Here is a 24,484-nt window from a genome sequence, read left to right as displayed (position 1 = left end):
CGGTGCTTCGAACGCGAGGCGACAGCCCCTCCAAGACGGTTCGATGGTCGTGAGCGGACTCGGATTCGACGACCGAACCAGTAGTCGTATGTGAACGTGGAACAAACACCGTGGCGATGAGGCGACGTGCGTTTCTGGCTGTGGCTGCCGGCACGGCGGCGACCGCAGGCTGTCTCGAAACGCTCGGCCTGCGAACCCAGTCGGCGTGGCGTGATCCGCCGCTCGTGAACGACCGGCCCCGTGCCGTGTACTATCCAGCCGTGACCGAGGGGATGGCGATGTATGGCACCCGTTCTGTGGGGCCGTACACGGTCGCGCTCATGTACTCGTACCCCCACCGTTTCTGGAACCTCGACGGCAGCCAGACCCGGAAAACCGTCGTCGAGTCCGAAGATTCGGTCCATCTGATGACGACGATCTGGGACGAACGGAGCGGCATCGTGATCCCGGTCGACGCCGGGCTCTCGGCCGAGATCGTCCAAGATGGAGAACTCGTCTCTCAGGAAGTGATCTATCCGATGCTGTCCCAGCGGATGGGGTTCCACTACGGCGCGAACTTCAGACTCGACGGCAACGGCACCTACGAAGCGAGGGTTTCGATCGGTGGAACGCGGATGCGTCGAACCGGGCGGTTCGAAGAGGAGTTCTCTGATCCGATGACGGCGACGTTCGAGTTCACGTTCGACACCGCCGAGCTGTACGATCTGGCGCTCAGACAGCTCCCCGAAAAGCAAGGGGAACGCGGTGCCGTCGAACCGATGGACATGGGAATGGACGTGCCCGTCGGCCGCGCGCCGCCGAAGCGCGCGCTGCCCGGCACGCGACTCGGCACGAAACGGTCCGGCGACGCGACGTTCGTCGTGACCGCGATCCGGAACACGAACGGAGCCACGCGGCTCGCGGTGTTTCCACGAACACCGTACAACCGGATCGTTCTCCCGTTCATGTCGCTGTCGGCGACGGTGTCGAGGGGCGGGAAGCGGGTGTTCGACGGCTCCCTCGAACGGACGCTCGATCCCGACGTCGGATACCACTACAGCACCGCTGTGGAGGGCATCCAGCCCGGCGACGAGCTGGAGATTTCAGTGATCACGCCGCCACAGATCGCTCGACACGACGGCTACGAGACTGCCTTCATCCATATGCCGCCAGTGGAGATGATTGTCCCGAGTTCAGTCACTACATAGCCTGCGTACGTATCAGCACATCCGACTCGATCGCCGCTTCGATCGGAGTTCGGGCTCGGATTCGTGCAGCTCTAATGTCACTTGTTGTAGACGCACGAGAAATGGCCATCACCGGAGCGGAGTCTGAAACGCCACGTTTCGAACGATTTATACGGTGAACGTCATCGGTGGCATATCAAGGAAAGCAGTCTCGTAGCCCTCGTGACGGGCGACCTGCGGAGGCGTCTCGACCGAAAGTTCGAGTTCGTCGCCCGATTCGATACTGTCGACGACCGTTCCATAGTGGTAATCGAGTTCCGGATCGAGCGTCGGTTGCAACGGACCGTCGAAGACGGTCCTGCCGTTGCGGCGGAGCGTCCCCGAGAGCGCCATTGCCGGGAGCACCATCCGGTTGTACGGCGTCCGCGCCGAGACCGCGAGATACGGTCCGCTCGCGTCGATGCCCCGTGGTGGCTTGTCGAGCACGGTCGCGAGGAATCGACCGTCGCCGCTGGTCTGTGTGCCGACGATCTCGCCGGGGAGGTCGGATTTCGGGGGTACGACCGAGTTCGGAACCATCTCCATCGCCATCGGTTTGGCCGCGTCCCGGCTCCCCTCGCGCTGTCCTTTGGTCCGGGTGTAATCGATCGACCGCTTGTCGGTACGGCTGTACTCGAACTCGATGTCGACGCTCGCTGGTTCGGCGAACATCCCGACGAACTCGCCCGTCCGGCGCGTCGACATCCCGCCGACGCTGAGCGTTGCCGTGTAGGTGCCATTCCCGTCGAGCCCGAAGTTCGCGCCGTAGTGGAACCCCATCCGCTGGGACAGCATCGGGTAGATCACTTCCTGAGAGACGACCTCCCCGTTCTGCGTGATCTCGACCGAGAGGCCGGTATCCGGCAGCACGGTTCGAGTTTTCGGCTCCCAGACAGACGTCATCAGGTGCACGGTGTCTTCCTGCTGGATCGAGACCTTCCGCGTCTCGCTGCCGTTGGCGGTCCAGAAGCGGTGGGGATACGAGTACATCAATCCGAACGCGTAGTCGCTCGCGCCGTTCCTGCCCCCACTCATCGAGTCGGTCGCCGAGCCGTTCGACGACATCCCGCTCGACCCGTTCATCGCCATCTCACCGGAGCCGTTCATGTCCATTTCGCCTGCGTCGTTCATCCCCATTCCACCCGAATCATTCATTTCCATCCCTCCGGAGTCGTTCATCGCCATCCCACCCATTCCGCTCATGCCGACCATCTCCATGCCCTCGGTGTGGGTCGGATAGTAGACCGCATTGGGGCGGTTTTCGACGAGCGGCGGGTCGCCCCGTCTGACGGAGAACAAGCTGGAACAGCCGGCGAGGGCGACACTACCCGTCACACCGGCGGAAGCCCGCAGAAACGTTCGGCGATCCATCGTGCGTTGCGTTGCGGCTCCGTGGAAAAACCGGTTCTGGTCCGTCTCTCGAATCCGTGCCGCAGATTCGACGATCGTGCCAGAATCGCTAACGATAGCGCCCGACAGATCGAATCATGGAGTCCGAACGACGGCGACGGACGTTCCTCCGACTCGCGGGGAGCGCGGCACTCGCCGTGCTCGCCGGTTGTAATGGCGACGGAGGAACGGATGGAAACGACGACACGACGCAAACGAACGCCGATGGTGCCGCAGGAAACGACACGACGGCCAGCGACGAAGCCCGCACGACGGCGGCCATCGGTAGTACCGAAACGAGGACGGCGACCGCGAGAGCACGTACCGAGACGACGAACGCAACAGCGGCGACCGAAACGACGAATGAGACAAACAGTGGCGGAACGAACGACGGTGGAACGAACGACAGCGGAACGACGACGAGGGTGGACGACCTGAGTGGTCCCGTTCCGACAGCCTACCGAACGGCGTCGAGCCAGGGTGGAACGGACCGAAGTCTCGACTCACTCCAATCGAAGGAGACCGTCGAATACCAGTCGCAGCCGAAAGACGGCCAGCAGTGCTCGGGTTGTCTGTTCTATCTCGCAGACAAAAACGGGGACGGGCTCGGCGCGTGCAGCGTAGTGAAGGGATACATCGAGCCGGAAGCGTGGTGTGTGAGTTACAGTCCATACCAAGACGGCTGAAACCATCCCTCACATCCTGTCGAGCCGACGTTCGTTTCGAGAGTCGTGCCAGAAATCACTATACAGCACCGCTTAAACATCCGAACAGCCCCACCCGAGGGGTACTGGAACTCACATGAACTCCCCGAAAGAATCCACAAGCGATCCGTCGGAGAACACCGATCGTCGTCGATTCATGAAAGCCGCCATCGGGACGGCGGCGACGGCTGCCGCGATTCCGGCCGTCAGTACGACCGCCGCCGCACACTTCCCGGAGGAGTTCGCTATCGATATCGCTCCGGAACATGAAGGGAATCGGGTCGAACCGGACGAGAACGGCCGGGTTTCGGTCGCGGTACGGTACACCGAGTTCACGGACGCGAACGGTGAGACGGTCGTGTTCGACCCGACCGACCGCGCCGTCAGATATCGCTTCGGTACCCACGAGATCCTCGGCAACGGCGGCGGTGTTCGGCCGGTCGACGACGGTGCGGTCAGCGACGTCGACGGCGACGGCAACGACGACCTCGTGTTGGAGTTTCCGCTCGACGGCGCGGGCTTCACCGGCGACGAGTCGACGGGAACGCTGTTCTGGGAAAAGGACGACTCGGGCAAACACGGCTACGCCGGAACGGACGATATCGCTCTCCCGGACGACATGGCCATCAGCGACATCGACGTCCTGAACTACGCACTCACGCTCGAACACCTCGAATACGCCTTCTATCGGGATGGCCTGGCATCGAGCGGCGGAACGTTCAGCGAACACGACGTCGAGCGATCGGCGGTCGCGCGGTACTTCGACCGGCCGACGCTTCGGTTCTCGATGTACCAGCAGCTCGAAGACATCCGCGATCACGAGAAAGCCCACGTCGAGAAGCTGACACAGACCATCACCGATCTCGGCGGCAACCCCGTCGAGGAGACTGATTACGAGTTCGACTACGACACGTTCGAGGAGTTCGTCGCGATCGCCGCCCGCCTCGAAGACGTCGGCGTCTCCGCGTACGCAGGGGCGGCACCCCTGCTCTCCGATCCGGATCTCGTGCCGCCCGCGTTGAGCATCCACTCGGTCGAGGCACGCCACGCGAGCTTCCTCGATACGCTGAACCTTCGCCGAGCGGCCCCCGATGCGTTCGATTCCGCTCGCTCGATGGAGCAGGTGCTCCCCATCGCGAAGGAGTTCGTCGCCTCGGAGTGAGTCAGGCGACGGCGGTTCGGTCCGCGTCGCAGAACGTTTCGAAAACAGATCGGCCTCGTTGTGTTCGCCCGCACCGAAACCCAGTCGCCGGTCGGCCTATTCGCTAGAACGTGGTTCGTCGAGCAGCCTGTCGGTCAGGCGAGTGAACCGATCCACCATCCGTTCCGGCGTCGACGGGGAAATCTCGTCGAGCAACGCCGCCGTCTCGTCCTGCCGAGTGAGCCTGAGCGTGACGTGATTGCGCTCGTCACGGTGCTTGACGACCACACTCTCCTCGACGAGGTGATCGAGGTGCCATTCGAGCGTGCTCCGTGCGATGTCGAGCTCGTCGGCCACCCACTGGGGTCGTGCGGACCCGTGTTCGCAGAGGACGGCGACGATGTCACCGACAGTCTCGCGGCGCAACAGCGCGAGCGCGCCGCGTCGCCAGTCGTTATATTCGGGTGGGTAGTAGTGCGTCTGTCCGTACAGCTGCTCGTCGACGACCGAATCGGCCGTGAGGAGCTGTTTGAGATGATACTGCACCTGGCCGGGCGCGAGGTCGAGCGTGCGGACGAGGTCGTTGAAGTGAACGCCGGGATGGGTGTGGACGTGTCGGGCGATCCGATCGCGGGTCTCGCTCATGCGCGTCCCCCGCCGGTCGTCGGATCGGTCGTGCGGGCGAAGTACACCGCAGCGATGAGCAGGACGGCCATGACCCCATCGAGTGCGTGCTCCATGAGGTGATGCATCCCGACGGGGATGATTTCACCCATTGCTAGCCCCCCGACGACGGTTCTGGCCAGCAGCGTCGCCAGTGCCAGCGCGATCAGTAGATACGACCGCGAGCGACGCTGGGCGAACGCGGCGATCGCGAGGCCGACGACGATCACCGACGCGCCGCCAGCCAGCACGAGCACGCTCGGCAGGGCAAGCGTTTCCAGAGACACGGAGTCGTGTCCCATCCCGAAGTGGAGTAGGTACCTCGACATCTGTTTCGTGGAAGCGATCGCGGTGCACCCGAGACGACGGATCGAGCGCCGATCCGCGACGGCGGCGAGCAATGTTCGTCTCGAATGGCTGCCGACGATCGACTGATATCAGAATCGTCGGGACGCGCGAATAACGGTTGTGGTGCGATCGGCGAATCCCGACGGCACGCCGCTGTCAGGCGACGACGGGTCGGGAGATGATCCAGAGCGACAGCACCGTGTACCCGACCATCAACACCACGAGCGGGAGATGGGTTCGTCGCGCCCGGGAGAGCGTCCCGTAGCGCTCGATCGCCACGTGGTGGGCAGCCACCACGGCGATGACGTGGCCCACGATGATGAGGAGGACCTGCGATCCCCAGAACGCCAGGAGCGTCAGCCAGCCGAGCGGCTCGATCGGATCGATCGGCGAGACGGTGATCGACCACCCGATGGCCGCGAGTCGCCCGACGTTCTCGATTACGAACGGATAGTTGTGTGCGACCTCGTAGGCGGCGGCGATCGGGAGCACCGTCGGCGCGAACGCGAGCGCCGTCTCGCGCCACGCCCCGCTCTCGTCGGCCACGGATGCCATCATCGTGCTGACGGCGATGAACGCCGCGACGAACCCACACAGTCCGACCGCATAGACGAGCACGCTGGTCGCCGGACCGCTGGCGAGCACGTCCCTGAGATCGAATAATACTGTTTGATACGTCGCCGTGCCCGTGAAGCCGTCGAAGCTCACCGTGTAGACCGTGGCGACGACGAACGCAACCAGGGCGACGTCGCGAACGCGCTGCGTACAGCCCGCCCACGGTGGACGAAGCGTGATGCGATATCCACCATCCGTTTCGACGAATCCCACCGGTGCGACGCGACCGAACAACCGATAGAGCACCGATAGCGCATCGGCGTGGCGGAACCAGTCGTCCCCGAACGCCACGCCGCCGAGAACCATCGCCGCAGCGTAGCCGGCGACGATGACCGCGGTCGCGGCCGGCGAGCGGGGGATCACCGTCAGGTTCTCGACGATCGCGATGCCGACGACGAATCCGAAGAAGGCGGGCCAGTGGCCGAGCCACGACGGGTACGCACCGACGGCGGCGATCTCGCGGCCCTCCAGTCGCACCAGTCCATCGTAGAGCGTGCGCCACGGCGACAGCACTCGCCACGGGCTGCCGACGAGGATCGAGAGGAGGCCGACGCCCTTGAGCCAGACCGCCCACGTGAACACCGTGGCGAAGTTCTCAGCGTCGACCTGCGGGCCGAGGAGACCGTGGAGTATCGCGACGAGAAAACCAGCGAAAAAGACGGCTCGCGCGCCGTAGCGGAGACCGGACGCGACTCCAGCCGAGATTCGGAAGCGAGACCGCCACGCTCGCGCCCTCGGAGCGGTCTCGGCCGTCACACCGAGCCAGAGCGCTGTCGCGGCGACCGTGACGCCCGCGCCACCGAACAGAAAGGTCAGGGGGATCGGTGCGGCGAACCGCGAGTTCGCGACTTGGTGGCCGCTCGCGACACCGACGACGCCGACGAGTGCGAGCCAGACGGTGACGATCGGCCGACGCCACTTCATTACCGAATCACACCGGAGAGCCCCAAAGAACCTACTGATACGCCGATCTGGTACGATTCTCGAATCCGCCGAAGCGACGCGAGACCTTATTCCCGAGTGTGTGATACCGCGAGTATGCAGTTGCGGACCGCGCTGGCGGCGGTGGTCGTCGTCGTGGCGCTCGCCGGGACGGCCGTGTTCGGTTTCAGCACCGTCGCCGATTCCGGCGGGACGCTCACCGAGCGGTGGGTGAGCAACACCACCAGTGCCACGCAGTCCAACCATCACGCACCGGCTGTCGGACGGGTCGGCGGCTCCAGCCTGGTTTTCGCCCCGGTCAGCGGCGAGTTCGGAACCGACCAGTGTGCGTTGGTCGCACAGAACGCTTCCGATGGGTCGTCACGCTGGCAGGAGCCGATCCCGTCGGCGAACTGTACGATTCACGCGGTCGCCGACCCGACGTTCGCGGATTTCGTCGGTGACGACACGAAGGAAGTCATCGCAACCTCGACCGAGCAGGAAGTCGCCGCGTATCGGCCACGAACAGGCGAGCAGGTCTTCCAGTACGACCTCACCGACTACGGCTACACACAACCCGTTGTCGCCGATCTGACCGGCAAGGAAACGAACGAGCTCGTCGTGGTCGACGTGCAGGGAACCGTCTTCGTGCTCCGACCGAACGGAACGGCCGTCTGGACGGAGACCCTCTCTTCGTACACGTGGGGGCAGCCGACAGTCGAGGACTTCGATGCGGATAATCGGAGAGAGATCGTCGTCGGAACCAGCAGCGGGCAGCTCGTGTTGTTCGAGCACGATGGGACGACGGCGTGGAACCGAACGCGGCCGTTCGAATCATCGATCACGTGGATGACGACCGGACAGGCCGACGACGATCGGGCGACAGAGATCGTGACGGCCACCGTCGACGGGCGAGTCACGGCGATCGACGGGGAGCGCGGTGCGGTACAGTGGCAGCGTGATTTCGGCGAGTTCGCGGCAGTTCACACGCTCGGAGACGGCGATGGTGACGGCGACCCCGAAGTGTACGCGGTTGCCAAGGACGGCAAGCTCAGGAGCCTCAACGCGAGTGACGGGAGCACCGAGTGGACGACGACGCTGACGACCGAATCAGTACAGATGATGCCCCCGCCGGTCATGGGAGACATCGATAACGACACGGACCCGGAGCTGGTCGCCGCGACGAACGACGGGGTCGTCTCGGTCGTCGACCCACGATCGGGCGACGTCCTGGCGTCCTACGAACGGGGCGTGCCGATCTACGTTCATCCGACGGTCGCCGACACCGACGGTGACGGAGCTGCCGAGGTGTACGCCATCTATGGCGACGGCCGCGTCGTTGCGCTCTCGTACGCTGAATGACGAAAATAGGGGTCGACGAGTTCGGCCAGGATCGTCGGCAAATCGAGTGTCGCCCGACTCAGCGGTCGGCGGACACGGGCGCGTCTCGGGGTGGACGAGCCGACAGTTCACCCTGCGAGAGTCCCGTGACGCTGCCGGGCCCGTCGGCGTTCGTCGCGAGATCGACAATCACCTCTGTGAGGTTGACAGTTCTCTCGATGTAGTCGTCGCGTTTCGCCGCCCACTCCGCGGGTATCGACGCGTCGTCGAGCAGCGAGCACGCGCGTTCGAGCGCGGGTTCGAACGCGCCGATGTTGTAGATCAGTCCCTCGCGTTCGAGTTCGATGAAGTTGCCCATGTCCGAGTCGCCGACGAAGGAGTTCGACCGGATCGCCGGCGTTCCGAGCAACGCGGCCTCGGTCACCATCGTCTGGGTGTCGGCCACGAGGAGATGGGCCTCGGCGAGTGCGTCGTGGAGGAGTCCCGGATGGAGATCGAACGGCCGTGCGTCGAGTGCGTCGAACGCCATCGCGTCGCTCTCGTCGGAGACGAACACGGTGGCACGCTCGGCGAGCTGTTCGACGAGTTCACGACGTTCGGGGGGACTGATCCCGGAGTGGTTGACGTCGTGATGCGAGCCGAACGCGTTGAACCGACAGATGACGTATTTCTCGTCCGGCCCGACGCCGAGCTTATCGCGGATGTCGTCACGGGGCGAGAAGACGTCCGGGTGGAGGTACGCCGACTCCTTGAACCCCCGAAAACGGTAGTGTTTGGGGCCGAGATCCTTCCCGAAGGCGTGTGGGGTGAGGATACTCGCGGCGAAGGGCCGCGAGACGGCGTGGTCCAGCGAGGTTGGCTCGGAGTCGAGGATCAGCGTGACCGGCGTGCGCGAGATCGCCCCGGCGTGGGCGGCGTACGCGCCCATCCCGAAGATCCGATCGGGATCGTACTGCCGGGTGTATCGGAGAATCGAGTAGTAGTGGCGCGGGAGCTGGCGCACCAGCGACCACTTCGTGGTTTCGAGGTGGCCGTAACACCGGTAGGGAAGCCCGTGGTACTCGAGCAGTTCCGTCGTACAGCCGTAGTCCCGGGCGAGCACGAGAACGTCGTGGCCTCGGTCGTCGAGTTCCGCCGCAGCGTATTTATACAGATGAACGTGAGCAGGAGTGTTCGTAAAAAACAGATATCTCATGTGTCCCTGCCGACGCGAACGAACTCGTCCCTGGTAAACACACCGGTCCGGTTCGGGACGACGATCCGGACCGAGGACGAAGTCGGTGACGCGCGCAGTGTCGAGGAGCAGGTGGGATTCGTGGGGAGGGATCGATCGGCGACCAGCCTTCGGGACGCCACGTCCGAGTATGCGAAGAATAACAAAGCCGCTCTACGGAGAGGGTTCCGAAAGGACGGTTTCGTCGCAACCACGGCCCGTTCGGGACGAGCGGTTTGGCGACGAAACGAGTCTGTAACCGACACGAACGCATGATACGGAAATTTACTACTGTAGCAGTCGTCGCGGTGGTAGTGGTATCGGCGGTTGGTGGCGTCGCTCTCCTCGGCGGCTCCGCGGCCGCCTACGAGGGGAACGCAGCGTCGACGTACCCGCTAACACCGGGGACGAGCACACTCGGAACGGCGCTGTACGCGGTCAAGCCGGATGACGCCGCCGCCGAAAACGGGATCGAGACGATCACGCTCGACGTCGGCAGCGAGGCCAGTGTCGCGAACGTGACCAACGAGGACGTCGAGGTCGCGATCCGCGGCGGCACGCTGTTCCAGATCGAGAACGTCAACGTCTCGTCGAGCGAGGACGGCAGCCAGCTCGAAATCACGCTCCCGCGAACCATCCAGCCTCAGCTCGGTTCCGGGGCGGGTGCGGGTGCGGAGGTCGCGGTCAAGTTCCGCAACTTCACGACGCCGAGCGAGCCGGGCACCTACTCCATCGAGGGAACCGTCACGACGCCCGACGGCGAAACTGACGGGCCGGCGTCGGTCTCGTACACGGTGAGCCAGCCCGAACTCTCCTTCCCCGATCAGGACCTCTCGCAGTTCAGCGAGAGTCAGCAGCTCAACCTCACGGCGTCGATCCCGGGTGGAGGATACGTCGGGGTGTTCACCACGACTGACGACGGCTCCCAGGGTCGACTTGTCGGCACGACCGACATCTCGACCAGCCCGCAACCGGCGAACTACACCATCGACGTGAGTGGGGAAATCTCGTCGAGCCAAGACCTCACCGCGGTCGCGTACACCGAATCAACGGGACTGTCCGTCAGTATTCGTCAGAACCAGACATTCGACCCCGAAGAGGACGACCCACTCGTGGTCGACGGTGAACTCCTGAACGCGACGGCGTCGATCTCGACGCTCGACGTCGACGGGCGGCTCCAGGCCGGCGGCGAGTACGACCAGGGCGAGCGACTCTACTTCGACCAGGGTGAGGCGAGCACGGGCTATCAGATCAGCCGGATCGAAGGCGGCGAGATCGGCCCGTCGGCGACCCAGTTCCAGACCGCCGCGAACGGCACCGCGATCGTCGACACCACGGCACTCGACGAAGGCCAGTACGCGATCACTCGCGTCGACGATGGCTCTCTCGTGAGTCTCGACAACGACAGTACGACCGGTCCGGGTGACGACAGCTTCCTCGTCACCGGCCAGCAGGCTGGCCCTGCCAACGGAACGAACGCAAGCGCCAACGGAACCACGAACGCAACGGCCACGGAAACCGCCAACACGACGACCGAAAGCGCCAATGCGACGGGAGATCCCGACGGAGAGAACGCGACCGAAACGACGGTCGAAACGTCGACAGCGGCGGCGACCACGACGGCAGCGGCGACGGAGGAGACGAATGCGACCGCCGCCCAGACCGACGCCGGCGAAACGAACGGTAGCGGCCAAGCGACCGAGGAAGGCGGACCGGGCTTCACTGCGATCGCCGCGGTGGTTGCAGTGCTCGCTGCTGCGTTACTCGCGACTCGGCGGCGCTGACACACGCTCCCGTCACCCGAACCGGAACCTATTTTTCGTCACGTTTCGCATCAAGGAAACGAGTATGGTGGGGATAACAAAGCCCTCGACGCGAGAGGTCCCCGCCGACGACCTCCCAGCGCTCGTCTCGAGCGAGACAGGCGACGCCGGGAGACACAGATAGCTCACAATGATCCATCTCATCACTCATCCATGACGAAGGCAGGACACAGCGCGTTGATGACGGTCGTGATCGTCGTATCGGCGGTCGCAGCCGTTGCGGTCGGCGGTCCCACCGCGGCGGCGCTCAACGCCGACACGGCTGCACCGTATCCTCACTCGCCAGGAACGAACGTTCAGGAGTTCCCCGTCTCGGTCGTCACCCAACAAAGCGACGCCGTCGTCCAGAACGGCATGGGATCGATGACCCTCGACTTCGGGGCAGACAACAGCTTCGACGGGAGCGTCTCGAACGTGAGCACCGACGACGTCGGCGTGACGATCGTCGGTTCGGACAACCAGCGGACGATCGGCGCGTTCGAGGTAGCCGAAAGCGCGAACGGGGCGATCGCGCTCAACTTCACCCAGCGAGTACCGGTTGGAGCCGGCGACCGCATCCTCGTCGAGGTTGCCAACATGAGCACGCCGACCAGCGACGGTGACTACTCGGTGGGTGTGTCGACCACGACGCCGGATGGCACGACCGACGGTCCCGTGTCGGTCGGCTACCGGGTGGAGTCCGCATCGCTGTCGTTCCCGAACCAGAGCGCCTCCCAGTTCAACGACACCCAGTCGATCTCGCTGTCGGGTGTCGTGCCGAACGCCGGCTACATCGGGGTGTTCACCGTCGCCGAGAACGGCTCACGTGGCCAGCTCGTCGGCAACACCGAGCCGATCATCGCACAGTACACTCCACGGAACTACACCGTGGCGCTCAACGGCAACGTCAACGAGAGCCAGCGCCTCGAAGCCGTGGTCTTCTACGAGACTACCGGCGGCACCCAAGACGAGCGGCTCAACGGGAGCCTCGATCCGGCCGAGGACGCGGTGGTGACCAACAACGGCGTTCCCGCGAACGCGACCGGGTACGTCACCACGATCGACGCCGACGGCCGAGTTGGAGCCGGCAGCGAGTACGGTCAGGGCGCACGGCTCTACTTCGACCAGGGTGAGGCGAGCACGGGTTATCAGGTTCAAGCGGTCGAGAACGGCTCACTCGGCGACGTCGTGACCCAGTTCGAGACGGCAGCCAACGGCTCATCGGTGATCGCGACGACTGGGTTCGCCGAGGGCCAGTACGCGATCACTCGGCTCGACGACGGTTCTGTCGTGAGTCTCGACAACGACAGCACCACCGGTGCGCAGGACGACAGCTTCTTCGTCACCGGAACGGGTGGCGCAGCCACCACAACGGAGAACGGCTCCGCTGAGGCGAACGCCACGACGGCGAACGGAACGAGCGAGGCGACGGCCGAGACCGATGCGGCGGACGGCACCGAAGACGGAGCAACCGAGGACGCAGACGAGGCGACGACCGCTGCCGGCGAGGACGGCGACAACGGAAGCGCCGGCAACGCGACGGGCAACGAAAGCGGTGACGGCGGCAGCGGGGCGTTCGGGCCGGGCTTCGGTCCGGTGGTGGCCGTGATCGCGCTGCTCGCGGCCGCACTGGTCGCCGCGCGCCGTAAACGATAGCCACTCGCGTCGCGCGACACGAACCGCGACCGATTTTTCCACGGCGGTCGAGAGACGAGCTATGAGTCAGGAGACGGACCCCACGGGACTCGCGGGAGCGTTGCTCGGCGAGACACTGCGATACGCACGCGAGCGCGAGTACACCGGCTGGGACTACGGCGACGGGATGAGCAGCCGACTTCTCCAGGGACTACCGGTCGAGAACAAGTGGCTCAACATCGCGGTTCAGGAGACGATCAAGCGAGCACCGGTCAACGTCCGGCGGCTCTTTCTGGTCGAACAGCGCCGGAACTACAAGGGCACCGCGCTGTTCGCCATGGCGAACCTCACCGCCGACCAGCTCGATCTCAGCGGTGGAGTCGAATCCGAGAACGGTCGCCGGACGACCGGCGTCGACTATGCGGCGGAGGCGCGCGAGTGCTGCGAGTGGCTGGTCGAACACCGTACGCCGGGCTACGCCGGTTTCTGTGGCGCACACCGCCACGAAATCCAGCATCTCGACATCAAGGGACTACCCGAGTACCCCGACATGGTCTCGACATCGTACGCGGTCCGGGCGCTGCTTGCCGCGAGCGACGCGGGCCTCGACGCCGGCTCGGCCGCGGCGTATCCCGAAATCGTGGAATCGGTCGCGAAGTTCATCGACGAGGACCTCGAATACGAGGAGATCCCGGAGGGCGCGCGGATGAAGTACGTCCCGACGTGGTCGTCGGATCACTACACCCTCAACGCGGTCGCACTCGGCGGCGTGACGCTGCTCGAACTCGCCGATCGCTTCGACGATCCGACACACCGCGAGCGCGGCGAGAAACTGCTGGACTACGTGGTCTCGCGTCAGCGCCCCGAGGGCGGGTGGATGTATCGTGATCCCCCATCGGCGTCACACCTCTCGATGGACAACCACCACAACGGGTTCGTCATCGAATCGCTGCTCCGCCATCGAGAGCTCACCGGCTCGGATCGGTACGCCGACAGCCTCGACGACGGGCTCGCCTTCTACCGCGACGAGCTGTTCGCCCCCGATGGCGCGCCGAACTGGGACGAGTCGAACGCCCATCCACGGGACATCCACGCCGCAGCCCAGGGAATCATCGTCTTCAGCCGCGCGGGCGCGTTCGAGGTCGCCGAACGTATCCTCGACTGGACCGTCGGGAACCTCTATGCGGGCAACGGACGATTCCACTTCCGACAGGAACGGTTCTACACCAAGCGAATCACCCTAATGCGGTGGTGTGAGGCGTGGATGGCGTACGCAGTGGCGACGTATCTCGATCGTCGCCGGGCGATCGATACGTAGCGAACCGCCGATCGGTTTCGATAGGTTTGATAAGCGTGCTGCGTGAACGGTAGGTATGATGCCGCCGATGCCAGGTAAACGGTACATAACAAAGCACGACGGGGCGGTGCTCGGTGAGTAGATCACCATGATCAGCCCCTCTTGTCTCTCTCCATATACTACGTGGCCGACCGAGGCTGTTGGCCGTCCCGGATCGTCCGCCATGGAGGTGGTCGGGTTCCGGAGCGGACCACACGGGAGACCGGGCGGTGACCGATGAGCGCGGACGAAACGGCCATCACGATCGTACTCGGGACGCGCCCCGAGATCATCAAGCTCGCGCCCGTGATCGACGCGTGCGAGCAAAGCGACGTCGGCTACAGCGTGATCCACACCGGCCAACACTACTCCGACGAGCTGGATACGGTCTTTTTCGACCAGCTCGAACTCCCCACACCGGATCACAACCTCGCGATCGGATCGGGAAGCCACAGTTCCCAGACCGGCGCGATGATCGGCGCGATCGAGGAAGTTCTGCTGGATGAATCGCCCGATGTCGTGCTGGTCCAGGGCGACACCAACTCGGTGCTCGCGGGCTCGGTCGCGGCGAGCAAACTCGACTGCGAGGTGGGCCACGTCGAGGCCGGCCTCCGGAGTTTCGACCGGAGCATGCCCGAGGAGATCAATCGCGTGTTCGCCGACCACGCCGCCGACCACCTCTTCGCACCCACCGAGCAGGCGGCCCAGTACCTCCGCGAGGAGGGGATCCCGGTCGAGCGCATCACCGTCACCGGCAACACCATCGTGGACGCGGTCACGTGCTATCGCGACCTCGCCGCCGAGAAGAGTCGAGTGCTCGACAGCCACGACCTCTCTCCCGACGAGTTCTGTCTGCTGACCGCCCACCGTGCGGAGAACGTCGACGATCCCGAGCGGTTCTCGAGTCTGCTTCGCGGGGTCGCAGAGTTCGCCGCTCGCTCGGGGTTCGACGTGATCTATCCGGTGCACCCGCGAGCGCGTGACCGCATCGATGCGTTCGATATCGACGTGCCTGACGAAGTCCGGCTCACGGAGGCCCAGGACTTCCTGGATTTCCTCCGGCTCGAAAGCACCGCACGGCTCGTCTTCACCGACTCCGGCGGCGTTCAGGAGGAGGCGTGCATCCTCGGGACGCCGTGTGTCACTCTCCGGGACAACACCGAGCGCCCCGAGACGGTCGCGGTCGGCGCGAACCGGATCGTTGGCGTCGAGCCCGCCGAGATCGTCGCCGGCGCGCGCGAGGCGCTCGACACACCGACCGACTGGGAGAACCCGTTCGGTGACGGTCGGAGTGCCGAGCGCATTCTCGATGCCGTCGGCCTCGGTCCGGTCGTATCGGTCGAGGGGGTGACCGGATGAGTTCGGTCTGCGTTCACGGTCTCGGCTACATCGGCCTGCCGACGGCAGCGGTGCTCGCCGAAGCCGGCCACGACGTGTTCGGCTACGATGTCGATGTCGAACTGCTCGACGCGATCGAACGCGGCGAACTCCACGTCGACGAGCCAGGTCTCGATGACGTCATCGCGAGCGCGCTCGACGGGTCGCTATCGGTGACCCGCGAGGTCGTGCCCGCGGACTATCACCTGATCTGCGTGCCGACGCCGCTGGAGGACGGACGGGCGGAGCTCTCGTACGTCGAGGCGGCTGGCGAGGCGGTCGCGGCCGAGCTCCGGCCGGACGACACCGTGATCCTCGAATCCACCGTCCCGCCGGGAACGACCGTCGAGGTGCTCGGTCCGGTGCTCGAGCGCTCCGGGCTCGATGTCGGGGAGTTCTCGCTCGCGTACTCGCCCGAGACGGTGCTTCCGGGCAACGTGATCGCGGAGCTCCACGACAACGATCGGGCGATCGGCGGCGTCGATGCGGCGTCGGTCGAGGCGGCCGTGGCGCTGTACGGGTCGTTCGTCGAGGGCGAGCTCCGGACGATGTCCGACCCCACGCTCGCGGAGTTCGTCAAACTCCTCCAGAACACCTATCGGGACGTGAACATCGCGCTGGCGAACGAGGTGGCGATGATCGCCGCCGATTACGACCTCGATTCGCGCGAGGCGATCGCGCTGGCGAACCACCACCCGCGAGTCGACCTCCACCAGCCGGGACCGGGCGTCGGCGGTCACTGTATCCCGATCGATCCGCTCTTCCTCGGGCAGGGCTCGGATCGGCTCGACCTGATCGAGCGGGCCCGTGCGATCAACGACGGGATGGCGGCGTACGTCACGGATCTGCTCGAAACCGAACTCGGCTCGATCACGGACACGAGCGTGGCGATTTTGGGTGTGGCGTACAAAGGCAACGTCGCCGACGCCCGCGAGAGTCCGGGCCTTCGGCTGGCGGAGACCCTCCAGCAGCGCGTGCGAGCGACGCACGCACCGGGTGCGGAGGGCGCAGGTGTGGGCGGAAGCGACACGGACACGGAGATCGATGTCCGGCTCCACGATCCCCACGTCACCGACAGCCATCTCGCGCTGGAGTCGTTACCGGATGCGCTGTCGGGGGCCGATGCGGCCGTGATCGCCACCGACCACGACGAGTACGCCGTCCTCGACCCGACCGAGGTCGCGGCACAGCTCGACGGGGACACCGTGATCGACGCGAAAGGAATCCTCGACGTCGCCGCGTGGGAAGCGGCCGGCGTCACCGTCGTCGAACTATGAGCGGTGGGAGTCGCCACGCGAGTGCCGAAACCACCGTCCGACCGACTCCGGCACGGGTGTGGATCGATCTCGTCAGTCCGTCCCATCCGTTCTTCTTCGATGGACTCGTCGGCGGGTTGGAGAACGTCTCGGTGACGACAACCGTCCGAGAGAAGACCGAAACCGTCTCGCTCGCCCGCGAGGTCGGCTTCGAGCACCGCGTCGTGGGTCGAGACTTCGACAATGCGTTCGTTCGGAAGTTCGGCATTCCGTTTCGGACGGCCCAGCTCGCGGTGAGCGCGCCCGAGTGTGACGTCTCGCTGTCGGCGCGCAACGCGATGTGCGTGCTCGCCTCGCGGGCACGAGGCACCCCTTCGATCCACTTCACCGACAACGACATCACCGCCCACGTCGACGGGCTGTGGATCGAGGAGCTCTACAACCGCTTCGAGGCCGCTGCGACACACAACGTGGTGCCGCGCGCGTTCGCGGCCGAGGAGCTGACCCGATGGGGTGCGGATCCGGACTCGATCCATACCTACGACGGATACAAGGAGGACGTCTACGTCGCTGGATTCGATCCCGATCCCACCTTCCCCGACCAGCTGCCGTTCGCGAGCGGCGAGTACATCGTGGTGCGACCGGAGGCGCTGACCGCGGCGTACGTCGACGCCGACTCGATCGTGCCCGACCTCCTCGCCGAGGCGACCGAACGCGACATCGGCGTGGTCTATCTCCCGCGCGGACGTGGCGACGAGAGCTACGCCCGCGAGTACGACGACGACGCGGTGTACGTGCCGAACGGCGCGATGAACGGGCTCCAGCTCGCGTGGCACGCACGGTGTGTGCTCACCGGGTCGGGAACGATGTCCCGCGAGGCGGCGTGTATGGAGAAACCCGCCGTCTCCTTCTTCCCGAACACGCTGCTCTCGGTCGATCAGGAACTCGTGGCCGACGGCCGGATCTTCCACTCACGGGACGCCCCAGCCATCATCGAGCACATTGCGACGCTCGATCCGGCCGATGTCGAACCGGATCGCGAACGTGCACGCACAGTGAGAGATGAAGTGGTCGAACTGACGAACGAGTTGATCCGGACCGTCCAACAATGATCGGCGACGAGTCAGACCATCCGGCACCGTATGACGTCTGTACGACCGCGCTCGACTGGGCGCGCGAGCGCGAGTACGCCGGCTGGGACCCCTACGACGGACTGAACAGCCCCTACGCGGGACCGTTCGGGAAGCACTGGTTCACCCGACTCGTGTGGATGCACGCGGTGAATTCGTTCCCGGCGACGCTTCACCGACACCTCTCGATCCCCGAGGAACGCAACCCGAAGGGGATCGCGCTGTTCGCGCTCGCACATCTCGAACTCCACGAAGCGACCGGGGAGGACGATCATCTCGATCGGGCCGAGCAGCTGCTCGACTGGCTCGACGAGTATCGATCTCCAGTGTACGAGACCGCGTGCTGGGGGTACAACTTCGACTGGCAGAACGCGCGGAAGTTCTTCCTGCCGGCATATCACCCCTCGGTGGTCGTCACGGTTTTCGCCGCCCAGGCGTTCGTGCGTCACCACCGACTCACCGGCGACGAACACTCGCTCGCGGTCGCCGAAGAGGCCTGCGAGTTCATCCGGACCGAGATCAACACCCGGACGATCGACGGCCACGAAGCCTACACCTACACCACCGACGACGAGTTCGTGGTCATCAACGTCAACGCGCTCGCCGCGCGACTGTTCGCGCTGGTCGCGGCCCAAACGGATAGTGACGACCTGATGAGCCGCGCCGACGAACTCGTCGCGTTCGTGCTGTCGGCCCAGGAGGAAAGCGGCGCGTGGCACTACTCGATGCCGGCCGACGGCTCGCCGATCAGCCACGACAACTTCCACACTGGGTTCGTGCTCGAATCGCTCCGGGAGTACCTCGACGCGGGCGGCGATGTCTCGGGCACCGAAACCGCCTACGAACGCGGGCTCGCGTTCTACCGGGAGCATCTCTTCGAGCCCGACGGCGCACCGAAGTTCGAACACGATCAGTCCTATCCGCGCGACGCTCACGCCGCCGCTCAGTCGATCCTGACCTTCGTCCGTGACGGCGGCGAAACAAGCCTCGCGATGGCCGAGAAGGTGCTCGACTGGACGATTGAAAATCTCTTCGACGAAGAAGGGTACTTCTATCGCCAGCAGGGACGCTTCCTCGACGACACGACGCCGTACATGCGGTGGAGTCAGGCGTGGATGTGCTATGCGATGGCTGCGATGGTGCGCCGTCGGAGCCAAACTCGCTTGGACTGACCGACGGCGTGGGGTGTCGGAGTTCCGCTGCTCCCTCTTCGTCACAGCATCGGACCGTTCAATCCACGAGGTAACCGAGATCGGAAAGCTGCTGTTTCATCGCGTCGCTGAACTCTCCCTCTCGGCTCTCGGTGTAAGCCGGCTGGCCGTCAGTGTCGAGTACATCGTCAAGCGTCTCGTCAAGGCGCTCCTCGATGTCGGGATGGTCGTCAGCAACGTCGGTGGTCTCGTCGGGGAGGGCGAACAGCTCGGCGCGGTCGTCGCTGCGCTGGTATTTGAACTCGCTGGTGCGGAGCGCGCTGAGCGTCGCGGTGTGGTACGGTGACGGATCGAAGTCGGGATTCAGCTCCGCAAACCGATCGAGGTTCTTGAGAGCGCGCTTCGCGCCACGCTGTGTCAGGCTGTGCTCGCGAGTCTCTTCGTCGAGGTCGATCCCGTGGAGACCCTCGGTCCGCGCGCCGGCACGTTCGAGCAGCGTTCGCATCACGTCCGCGTGCTGGACGGTCTCACCGTCGTGGTCGGTGATCGCGTCGCCCCCGTGGACCACGAGTGGCACGTGCGAGACGGCGTCGTCGGTGACGACGAGATGGGCGAGCATCCCGTGCTCGCCGAACAGCTCGCCGTGGTCAGCAGTGATTACGAACACCGTGTCGTCGAGATCGAGGCGGTTCGCGTAGTCGAACAGATCGCCGACGAGGTCGTCGGTGTGGGCGATCTCGGCGTCGTAGAGCGCGCGGAGCGCGTCCCACTCGTCGGCCGCAAACGGACAGCCGTCCGCAATGAGCTGGTGGAGGTTGTCGTGGTGGTAGAGCCCGAGCTTTCTCGCGCGGTCGGTGTCCATTTCGAAGTCCTCGGCGTACCGATCGAGGTAGCGCTGTGGCGGGTGATAGGGGTGATGCGGATCGCCGTAGTGCGCATAGAGGAAGAACGGCTCGTCGTTCCCGGCGTAGTCGTCGAGCCGGCGCTTTGCGATCTCGTTCATCAGAAATCCCGTGCCGTGACGCCGCGTGTCCGTCGTGAGGCCGGGACCGTGTCGCCGGCAGTTGAGCAGGTACTTCGCGAGGATACGAGGGCCGGCAGCCTCCAACAGCGTGTCCGCGCTCAACCACGTGAACTCCTCGAACCCACGGTCGAGATCGGTCGCCGAGCTCAGGTGGGAGTTCGGCGAGAGACACGCGGTGTGATACCCCTGCTCGGTGAGACGTTCGGGGATCGTGTCGAGCTCCTCGGGGATCACGTCGTTTTCCATCCCTGCGCCGTGGTGGGAGGGGACGGTACCAGTGAGGATCGACGCGCTCGATGCGAGCGTCCAGACGCCGTGGGTGTGGCAGTCGTCGAACGCACGACCGTCGCCCATCCCGGCGATTCGTGCGAGATTCGGGGTGGTATCGCGCGAGTAGCCGTCGAGCGAGGTGTGATCCATTCGTGTGCTCTCGAGCGTTATCCAGACGATGTTCGGGCGGTCCATGATAGAGAGGGTATCCGCCAACCCGGTTTAGTCGTCACGATCCGGTCGTTCGCCACGACCCAGCTAAGTGGTCCGATTCGACCAGTATACCGATCCAGTCAGTCGATCGACCGCGCGCGGGCTGAAGTCGATGGGAATAAAGGGAGTGCGGACGGTAGAGAAAGCACCAACTGCCCGCGTCGAGCGGCCCTCCTACAGATGAGCACGCTTACCACGTCCGACACGCCGGCCTACCGGGGGCAGAAGATCGCCCTCGTAGTCGGTTATCTCGCGCTCGCCGGTGCCGTGTTGTACGCCTACGGCGCACCGGCCGAGGGGTACGAGATTTCGATTTACACCACTGCCACCCCGATCGGGTTCTGGCTCGGCTTCGCGGTCGCGATCACGATCGCGATCGCCGTCACGCTGTACGCGCCCGAGGGGTATCTCAGCCTCGGCGGGCTCGCGCTCGGCGGTGGTGCGGTGCTCGCACTCGCCGGACTGCCGATCATCCGGAACTACTTCTTCTACGGCACCGGCGACGCGATGACACACCTCGGCTGGACGAGAGACCTCTTCGGCGGCGTGCTGAGCGCGTTCGGGCTGTTCTATCCGGGGATCCACACCACCTCGTTGTTCATGAAGGGCGTGGTCGGGACGACGATCCCGCGCGCGATGCTGCTGGTGGTGCTTGCGTACATCCTCTCCTTTGTCGTGTTCGTCCCGCTGTGCGTTCGTTCGATGACCAGCCACCGCGGTGCAATGCTCCTCAGCGGGCTCGCGGCGTTTCTCCTCCTGCCGATCAACCACCTCGGGATGAACTACATGACGCCCCACCCGATCACCGACGCCGTGCTGTTGAGTCCGGTGGTGATCTACTTCCTCATCAACTATCTCACTAGCCCGGCGGACGTCTTCGAGAGTCGATACCCCGTGCCGGCGCTGACCGCACTGTTCGCGGTGGTGTTGGGTGCGTCGGTGCTGTATCACCCACAGCAAGCCGCGAATCTCATCATCCTGTTCATCACGATCTCCGGCGTTCAGTTCATCTACCGATCAGTCCGCCCGGACAGCCGGATCGCGGGTCACAAAACGCTCTACGGACCGACCATGTTCGTCATCGGCTCGTTCATGCTCTGGTCGGTCGGGCGAGGGCGCTACGAGAACTCTGTCGACGCCGTGTTACGCGAGCTATTGAGCTTCCTGACAGGCGGTGCGAGCGCCGGCGCGGCGGTCGCCAGCCGGGGGAACTCACTGACTGCGATCGGCGCGAGCGTCGTCGAGGTGTTCCTGAAACTGTTCTCGGTCAGCGCGATCTTCGCGGCGCTTGCCGGCCTGTTGATGCTCACGAGCCTCGCCGGCCGGCTCCGGGACACTCCCGACACCGCCGCGCTGGTGAAGTACTTCACTGTCGGCCTCGTCGTGTTGATCCCCTACTCCTTCGTCTTCTTCGTCGGGAGTGTCTCGAAGCTGTTCTTCCGGAACGTCGGGCTCATCATGGTGTTCTCGACGATCCTCGGTTCGATCGCGCTCTACCGGTACGTCTCCGGGCTCTCGGAGTTCGTTCCGGAAGGGTGGGTGCGAGGAACGGTTGCCATCGGCCTCGTGGTGATGGTCGCGCTCTCGGCGATCGTGGTCTTCCCGTCACCGTACATCTACCAACCGAACCAGCAGGTGACCGAAAGTCAGATGGACGGCTACGACTACGCCTTCGACCATCAGGCGGAGGGCGTCGCGATGTACGGCCTCCGGTCGGGGCCGTGGCGGTTCAGCCACGGGGTGGAGGGCGTCACGAACAATCCGATTCAGGAGAACGGTCGCGGGATTCCCGAAGCCAACATCTCCGACATCGCTGGACAGACCGAAGAGGGACGGTATCTGGCACTCACCGACGCGACTCGCCAGCGTGAAAGCGAGGTGTATCGCGGGCTCCGGTACAGCCAGGCGAACCTCAGCACGCTCGACTCCCAACCCGGCGTCCATCTCGTACAGTCGAACGGCGAGTTCGATCTCTACTTCATCGCCGGTAGCCAATCGAACGCGACGAACGCGACCGTCGCGAGAACTGCGGGCGGTTGAGCGACATCGTCGGACGGTTCATCGTGCTGTTCGCGACTATCGGCTGGAGAACGACCGTACGCAAATGAAAACGGTAATGGCCATCACGCGAGGAGCCTCCACTAGTATGTATCAGCCATGACCGGGACAGCGCCACCGGAACGGGCGTTCGTTCTCGGCCTCGACGGCGTGCCGTGGGATCGGCTCCGTGCGTGGGCCGACGCGGGCGAACTCCCGAACGTTGCGGCACTCATCGAGGAGGGTGCTGCGGGCGAACTCGAGAGCACGAAACCCGCCAACACCGCGCTAGCGTGGCCGTCGATCGCCACCGGTGTCGGTCCGGACAAACACGGAATCTACGCGTTTCACGGTCTCCGTCGAGACTACCGCCACCGGGTCAACACCAGCGCGGACTGCGATCGCCCGGCGCTGTGGGACCTCCTCTCGCCGGCGGTCGTCGCGAACACCCCGATGACCTACCCCGCGAGCGAGATCGAGGGGAAGATGGTGACCGGGATGATGACGCCCTCGCGTGAGGAGGGGTTCACCCACCCGCCCGAACTCGCTGCGGAGATCGAACGACGGATCCCCGACTACGAGATCGGATTGAGCTGGCGGGATTACGACGGGACCGACGCGGAGTTCGCCGCCGATCTCGACGGACTCGTCGCGGCCCGAACCGAGCTACTCCACCTGCTGATGGAGACCGACGACTGGCGGCTGTTCTTTTTCACCTACACGGCTCCCGATCGGCTCCAGCACCTCCTCTGGGACGAGTCGGTGCTGCTCGATCACTACCGCCAGCTCGATGCGGTGATCGGTGAGGCTCGTGAGTACGCCGCTGCCAACGACGCGACGCTGTTCGTGGTTTCCGATCACGGGTTCGGCCCGGTCTCGAAGCTCGTCAACGTCAACAGCCTGCTCGCGCGCGAAGGATATCTCGCACCGAAAGACGACACCGCGGCGCGGGGCACGCTCTCGCAGCTCGGCGTGACCAAAGACCGGGTGCTCGGCGCGCTGGAACGTATCGGGATCGACGAGCGCACCATCATGGATCGACTTCCCCACGGTGTCATCGACGCGGTCGCCGAACAGATCCCTGGCGGTCACGGCCTCTACGACGTCGAGTACGGCCGGACGAAGGCCTTCTTCCACGGCTACGGCAACGTCTACGTCAACGACACCGAGCGCTTCGACGAGGGGATCGTCCCCCCGAACGAAGTCGATACCGTCAAAGCGGAGCTCGAAGCGCTACTCTCGAACCTTACCGATCCCGAAACCGACGAGCGCGTCCTTGACGTGTACGACGGGAGCGAGGTGTTCCCGACCGACGACGACTCGCCGGATCTCGTCGTCGAGGGCCGCGACGCGTACCACGTCAAGGGGACGCTCGCCGATGCGGTATTCACCGATCCCGGCGTCCATGCGGCCGAACACCGGCCCGAAGGAGTCTTCCTCGCCGCCGGTCCCGATGTCGAGCCGGGAAGCGCGCCGACCGATGCGAACGTCGTCGACGTCGCGCCAACGGTGCTCCACAGCGCTGGCGAGGCGGTACCCGCGGACGTCGACGGTCGCGTGCTCGACGAGATCTTTGCCGCCGACTCGGCGACCGCCCAGCGGGAGGTGGCAACGACCGAACACGCCACCGCCGGGCGTGACGCGGCGGCTGCAGCGGACGCGGACTTCGACGACGTCGAGGACCGTCTCCGCGGTCTCGGCTACATGGAATGA

19 protein-coding genes are annotated in these 24,484 nt (G+C 64.9%); 13 read left to right on the top strand and 6 right to left on the bottom strand.

The annotated features are described in order from the left end of the window. The first annotated feature begins 116 nt into the window (after positions 1 to 116). Entirely contained in the window at positions 117 to 1,187 is a 1,071-nt protein-coding gene (locus C449_RS06860; protein WP_049913946.1) for an iron transporter, read from the top strand. Between the two features lie 147 nt (positions 1,188 to 1,334). Here C449_RS06860 and C449_RS06855 read toward each other — a convergent pair whose 3' ends face one another. Further along, positions 1,335 to 2,576, bottom strand: a complete 1,242-nt coding sequence (locus C449_RS06855) for an iron transporter (RefSeq protein WP_006077253.1) — start codon at positions 2,574 to 2,576, stop codon at positions 1,335 to 1,337. A gap of 116 nt (positions 2,577 to 2,692) precedes the next feature. On the opposite strand from C449_RS06855, the gene C449_RS17460 reads away from it, so the two are divergent. Both C449_RS17460 and C449_RS06845 read left to right on the top strand, forming a co-directional pair. Further along, positions 2,693 to 3,280 carry a high-potential iron-sulfur protein gene (locus tag C449_RS17460; protein WP_006077252.1) on the top strand — a complete coding sequence of 196 codons (588 nt, stop codon included), beginning with the start codon at positions 2,693 to 2,695 and terminating at the stop codon, positions 3,278 to 3,280. A 115-nt stretch (positions 3,281 to 3,395) separates the two neighbouring features. Next, positions 3,396 to 4,460: a ferritin-like domain-containing protein gene (locus C449_RS06845; RefSeq protein ID WP_006077251.1), complete on the top strand. Its 1,065-nt coding sequence runs from the start codon at positions 3,396 to 3,398 to the stop codon at positions 4,458 to 4,460. A 96-nt stretch (positions 4,461 to 4,556) separates the two neighbouring features. Here C449_RS06845 and C449_RS06840 read toward each other — a convergent pair whose 3' ends face one another. From C449_RS06840 to C449_RS06830, 3 genes are all read right to left on the bottom strand, one after another. Next, on the bottom strand, positions 4,557 to 5,084 hold the full coding sequence (locus C449_RS06840; protein WP_006077250.1) for a winged helix-turn-helix transcriptional regulator: 528 nt from the start codon (positions 5,082 to 5,084) through the stop codon (positions 4,557 to 4,559). Next, the gene (locus C449_RS06835) at positions 5,081 to 5,404 is read right to left on the bottom strand and encodes a DUF7471 family protein (RefSeq protein WP_241430088.1); all 324 of its coding nucleotides are present in this window, start codon (positions 5,402 to 5,404) and stop codon (positions 5,081 to 5,083) included. The genes C449_RS06840 and C449_RS06835 overlap by 4 nt, the downstream gene beginning before the upstream one ends. Before the next feature lie 202 nt (positions 5,405 to 5,606). Further along, positions 5,607 to 6,989 (bottom strand): hypothetical protein, encoded by a 1,383-nt coding sequence (locus C449_RS06830; protein WP_006077248.1) that lies wholly within the window; start codon positions 6,987 to 6,989, stop codon positions 5,607 to 5,609. 114 nt (positions 6,990 to 7,103) lie between these two features. Here C449_RS06830 and C449_RS06825 point away from each other — a divergent pair, with 114 nt between their 5' ends. Further along, positions 7,104 to 8,348: an outer membrane protein assembly factor BamB family protein gene (locus tag C449_RS06825; RefSeq protein ID WP_006077247.1), complete on the top strand. Its 1,245-nt coding sequence runs from the start codon at positions 7,104 to 7,106 to the stop codon at positions 8,346 to 8,348. Between the two features lie 58 nt (positions 8,349 to 8,406). On the opposite strand, the gene C449_RS06820 is transcribed toward C449_RS06825, so the two are convergent. Then, positions 8,407 to 9,522: a DUF354 domain-containing protein gene (locus tag C449_RS06820; protein WP_006077246.1), complete on the bottom strand. Its 1,116-nt coding sequence runs from the start codon at positions 9,520 to 9,522 to the stop codon at positions 8,407 to 8,409. Positions 9,523 to 9,812: 290 nt separating this feature from the next. Here C449_RS06820 and C449_RS06810 point away from each other — a divergent pair, with 290 nt between their 5' ends. The 7 genes from C449_RS06810 to C449_RS06780 all read left to right on the top strand — a co-directional run bounded on the left by C449_RS06810 (position 9,813) and on the right by C449_RS06780 (position 19,248). Then, positions 9,813 to 11,324: a PGF-CTERM sorting domain-containing protein gene (locus C449_RS06810; RefSeq protein ID WP_049913944.1), complete on the top strand. Its 1,512-nt coding sequence runs from the start codon at positions 9,813 to 9,815 to the stop codon at positions 11,322 to 11,324. A gap of 192 nt (positions 11,325 to 11,516) precedes the next feature. Next, complete coding sequence (locus tag C449_RS06805) at positions 11,517 to 12,998, top strand: PGF-CTERM sorting domain-containing protein (protein WP_241430087.1); 1,482 nt, start codon at positions 11,517 to 11,519, stop codon at positions 12,996 to 12,998. Positions 12,999 to 13,059: 61 nt separating this feature from the next. After that, a complete protein-coding gene (locus C449_RS06800; RefSeq protein ID WP_006077242.1) occupies positions 13,060 to 14,295 on the top strand; it encodes a hypothetical protein in 1,236 nt (411 codons plus the stop codon). A 255-nt stretch (positions 14,296 to 14,550) separates the two neighbouring features. Continuing rightward, positions 14,551 to 15,672: a non-hydrolyzing UDP-N-acetylglucosamine 2-epimerase gene (gene wecB, locus C449_RS06795; protein ID WP_006077241.1), complete on the top strand. Its 1,122-nt coding sequence runs from the start codon at positions 14,551 to 14,553 to the stop codon at positions 15,670 to 15,672. Next, positions 15,669 to 16,967, top strand: a complete 1,299-nt coding sequence (locus tag C449_RS06790; protein WP_006077240.1) for a nucleotide sugar dehydrogenase — start codon at positions 15,669 to 15,671, stop codon at positions 16,965 to 16,967. Before wecB ends, C449_RS06790 begins: the two co-directional genes overlap by 4 nt. Beyond that, positions 16,964 to 18,058 (top strand): DUF354 domain-containing protein, encoded by a 1,095-nt coding sequence (locus C449_RS06785; RefSeq protein ID WP_006077239.1) that lies wholly within the window; start codon positions 16,964 to 16,966, stop codon positions 18,056 to 18,058. The genes C449_RS06790 and C449_RS06785 overlap by 4 nt, the downstream gene beginning before the upstream one ends. Then, positions 18,055 to 19,248 (top strand): hypothetical protein, encoded by a 1,194-nt coding sequence (locus C449_RS06780; protein WP_006077238.1) that lies wholly within the window; start codon positions 18,055 to 18,057, stop codon positions 19,246 to 19,248. The genes C449_RS06785 and C449_RS06780 overlap by 4 nt, the downstream gene beginning before the upstream one ends. 58 nt (positions 19,249 to 19,306) lie before the next feature. On the opposite strand, the gene C449_RS06775 is transcribed toward C449_RS06780, so the two are convergent. After that, the gene (locus tag C449_RS06775; RefSeq protein ID WP_006077237.1) at positions 19,307 to 20,716 is read right to left on the bottom strand and encodes a sulfatase; all 1,410 of its coding nucleotides are present in this window, start codon (positions 20,714 to 20,716) and stop codon (positions 19,307 to 19,309) included. Between the two features lie 198 nt (positions 20,717 to 20,914). Here C449_RS06775 and C449_RS06770 point away from each other — a divergent pair, with 198 nt between their 5' ends. Next, positions 20,915 to 22,774 (top strand): hypothetical protein, encoded by a 1,860-nt coding sequence (locus C449_RS06770; protein ID WP_006077236.1) that lies wholly within the window; start codon positions 20,915 to 20,917, stop codon positions 22,772 to 22,774. A 117-nt stretch (positions 22,775 to 22,891) separates the two neighbouring features. Further along, a complete protein-coding gene (locus C449_RS06765; RefSeq protein ID WP_006077235.1) occupies positions 22,892 to 24,484 on the top strand; it encodes an alkaline phosphatase family protein in 1,593 nt (530 codons plus the stop codon).

Origin of the sequence: Halococcus saccharolyticus DSM 5350, assembly GCF_000336915.1 — an archaeon.
GTDB classification, from domain to species: Archaea; Halobacteriota; Halobacteria; order Halobacteriales; family Halococcaceae; genus Halococcus; species Halococcus saccharolyticus.
This window is presented reverse-complemented; position numbering and strand designations above follow the sequence as displayed.

Coding starts and splice junctions, on each gene's coding strand:
- C449_RS06790 (WP_006077240.1), top strand. CDS start 15,669: ATGAGTTCGGTCTGCGTTCACGGTCTCGGCTACATCGGCCTGCCGACG.
- C449_RS06775 (WP_006077237.1), bottom strand. CDS start 20,716: ATGGACCGCCCGAACATCGTCTGGATAACGCTCGAGAGCACACGAATG.
- C449_RS06835 (WP_241430088.1), bottom strand. CDS start 5,404: ATGGGACACGACTCCGTGTCTCTGGAAACGCTTGCCCTGCCGAGCGTG.
- C449_RS17460 (WP_006077252.1), top strand. CDS start 2,693: ATGGAGTCCGAACGACGGCGACGGACGTTCCTCCGACTCGCGGGGAGC.
- C449_RS06830 (WP_006077248.1), bottom strand. CDS start 6,989: ATGAAGTGGCGTCGGCCGATCGTCACCGTCTGGCTCGCACTCGTCGGC.
- C449_RS06770 (WP_006077236.1), top strand. CDS start 20,915: ATGAGCACGCTTACCACGTCCGACACGCCGGCCTACCGGGGGCAGAAG.
- wecB (WP_006077241.1), top strand. CDS start 14,551: ATGAGCGCGGACGAAACGGCCATCACGATCGTACTCGGGACGCGCCCC.
- C449_RS06780 (WP_006077238.1), top strand. CDS start 18,055: ATGATCGGCGACGAGTCAGACCATCCGGCACCGTATGACGTCTGTACG.
- C449_RS06765 (WP_006077235.1), top strand. CDS start 22,892: ATGACCGGGACAGCGCCACCGGAACGGGCGTTCGTTCTCGGCCTCGAC.
- C449_RS06785 (WP_006077239.1), top strand. CDS start 16,964: ATGAGCGGTGGGAGTCGCCACGCGAGTGCCGAAACCACCGTCCGACCG.
- C449_RS06805 (WP_241430087.1), top strand. CDS start 11,517: ATGACGAAGGCAGGACACAGCGCGTTGATGACGGTCGTGATCGTCGTA.
- C449_RS06855 (WP_006077253.1), bottom strand. CDS start 2,576: ATGGATCGCCGAACGTTTCTGCGGGCTTCCGCCGGTGTGACGGGTAGT.
- C449_RS06840 (WP_006077250.1), bottom strand. CDS start 5,084: ATGAGCGAGACCCGCGATCGGATCGCCCGACACGTCCACACCCATCCC.
- C449_RS06825 (WP_006077247.1), top strand. CDS start 7,104: ATGCAGTTGCGGACCGCGCTGGCGGCGGTGGTCGTCGTCGTGGCGCTC.
- C449_RS06800 (WP_006077242.1), top strand. CDS start 13,060: ATGAGTCAGGAGACGGACCCCACGGGACTCGCGGGAGCGTTGCTCGGC.
- C449_RS06810 (WP_049913944.1), top strand. CDS start 9,813: ATGATACGGAAATTTACTACTGTAGCAGTCGTCGCGGTGGTAGTGGTA.
- C449_RS06820 (WP_006077246.1), bottom strand. CDS start 9,522: ATGAGATATCTGTTTTTTACGAACACTCCTGCTCACGTTCATCTGTAT.
- C449_RS06845 (WP_006077251.1), top strand. CDS start 3,396: ATGAACTCCCCGAAAGAATCCACAAGCGATCCGTCGGAGAACACCGAT.
- C449_RS06860 (WP_049913946.1), top strand. CDS start 117: ATGAGGCGACGTGCGTTTCTGGCTGTGGCTGCCGGCACGGCGGCGACC.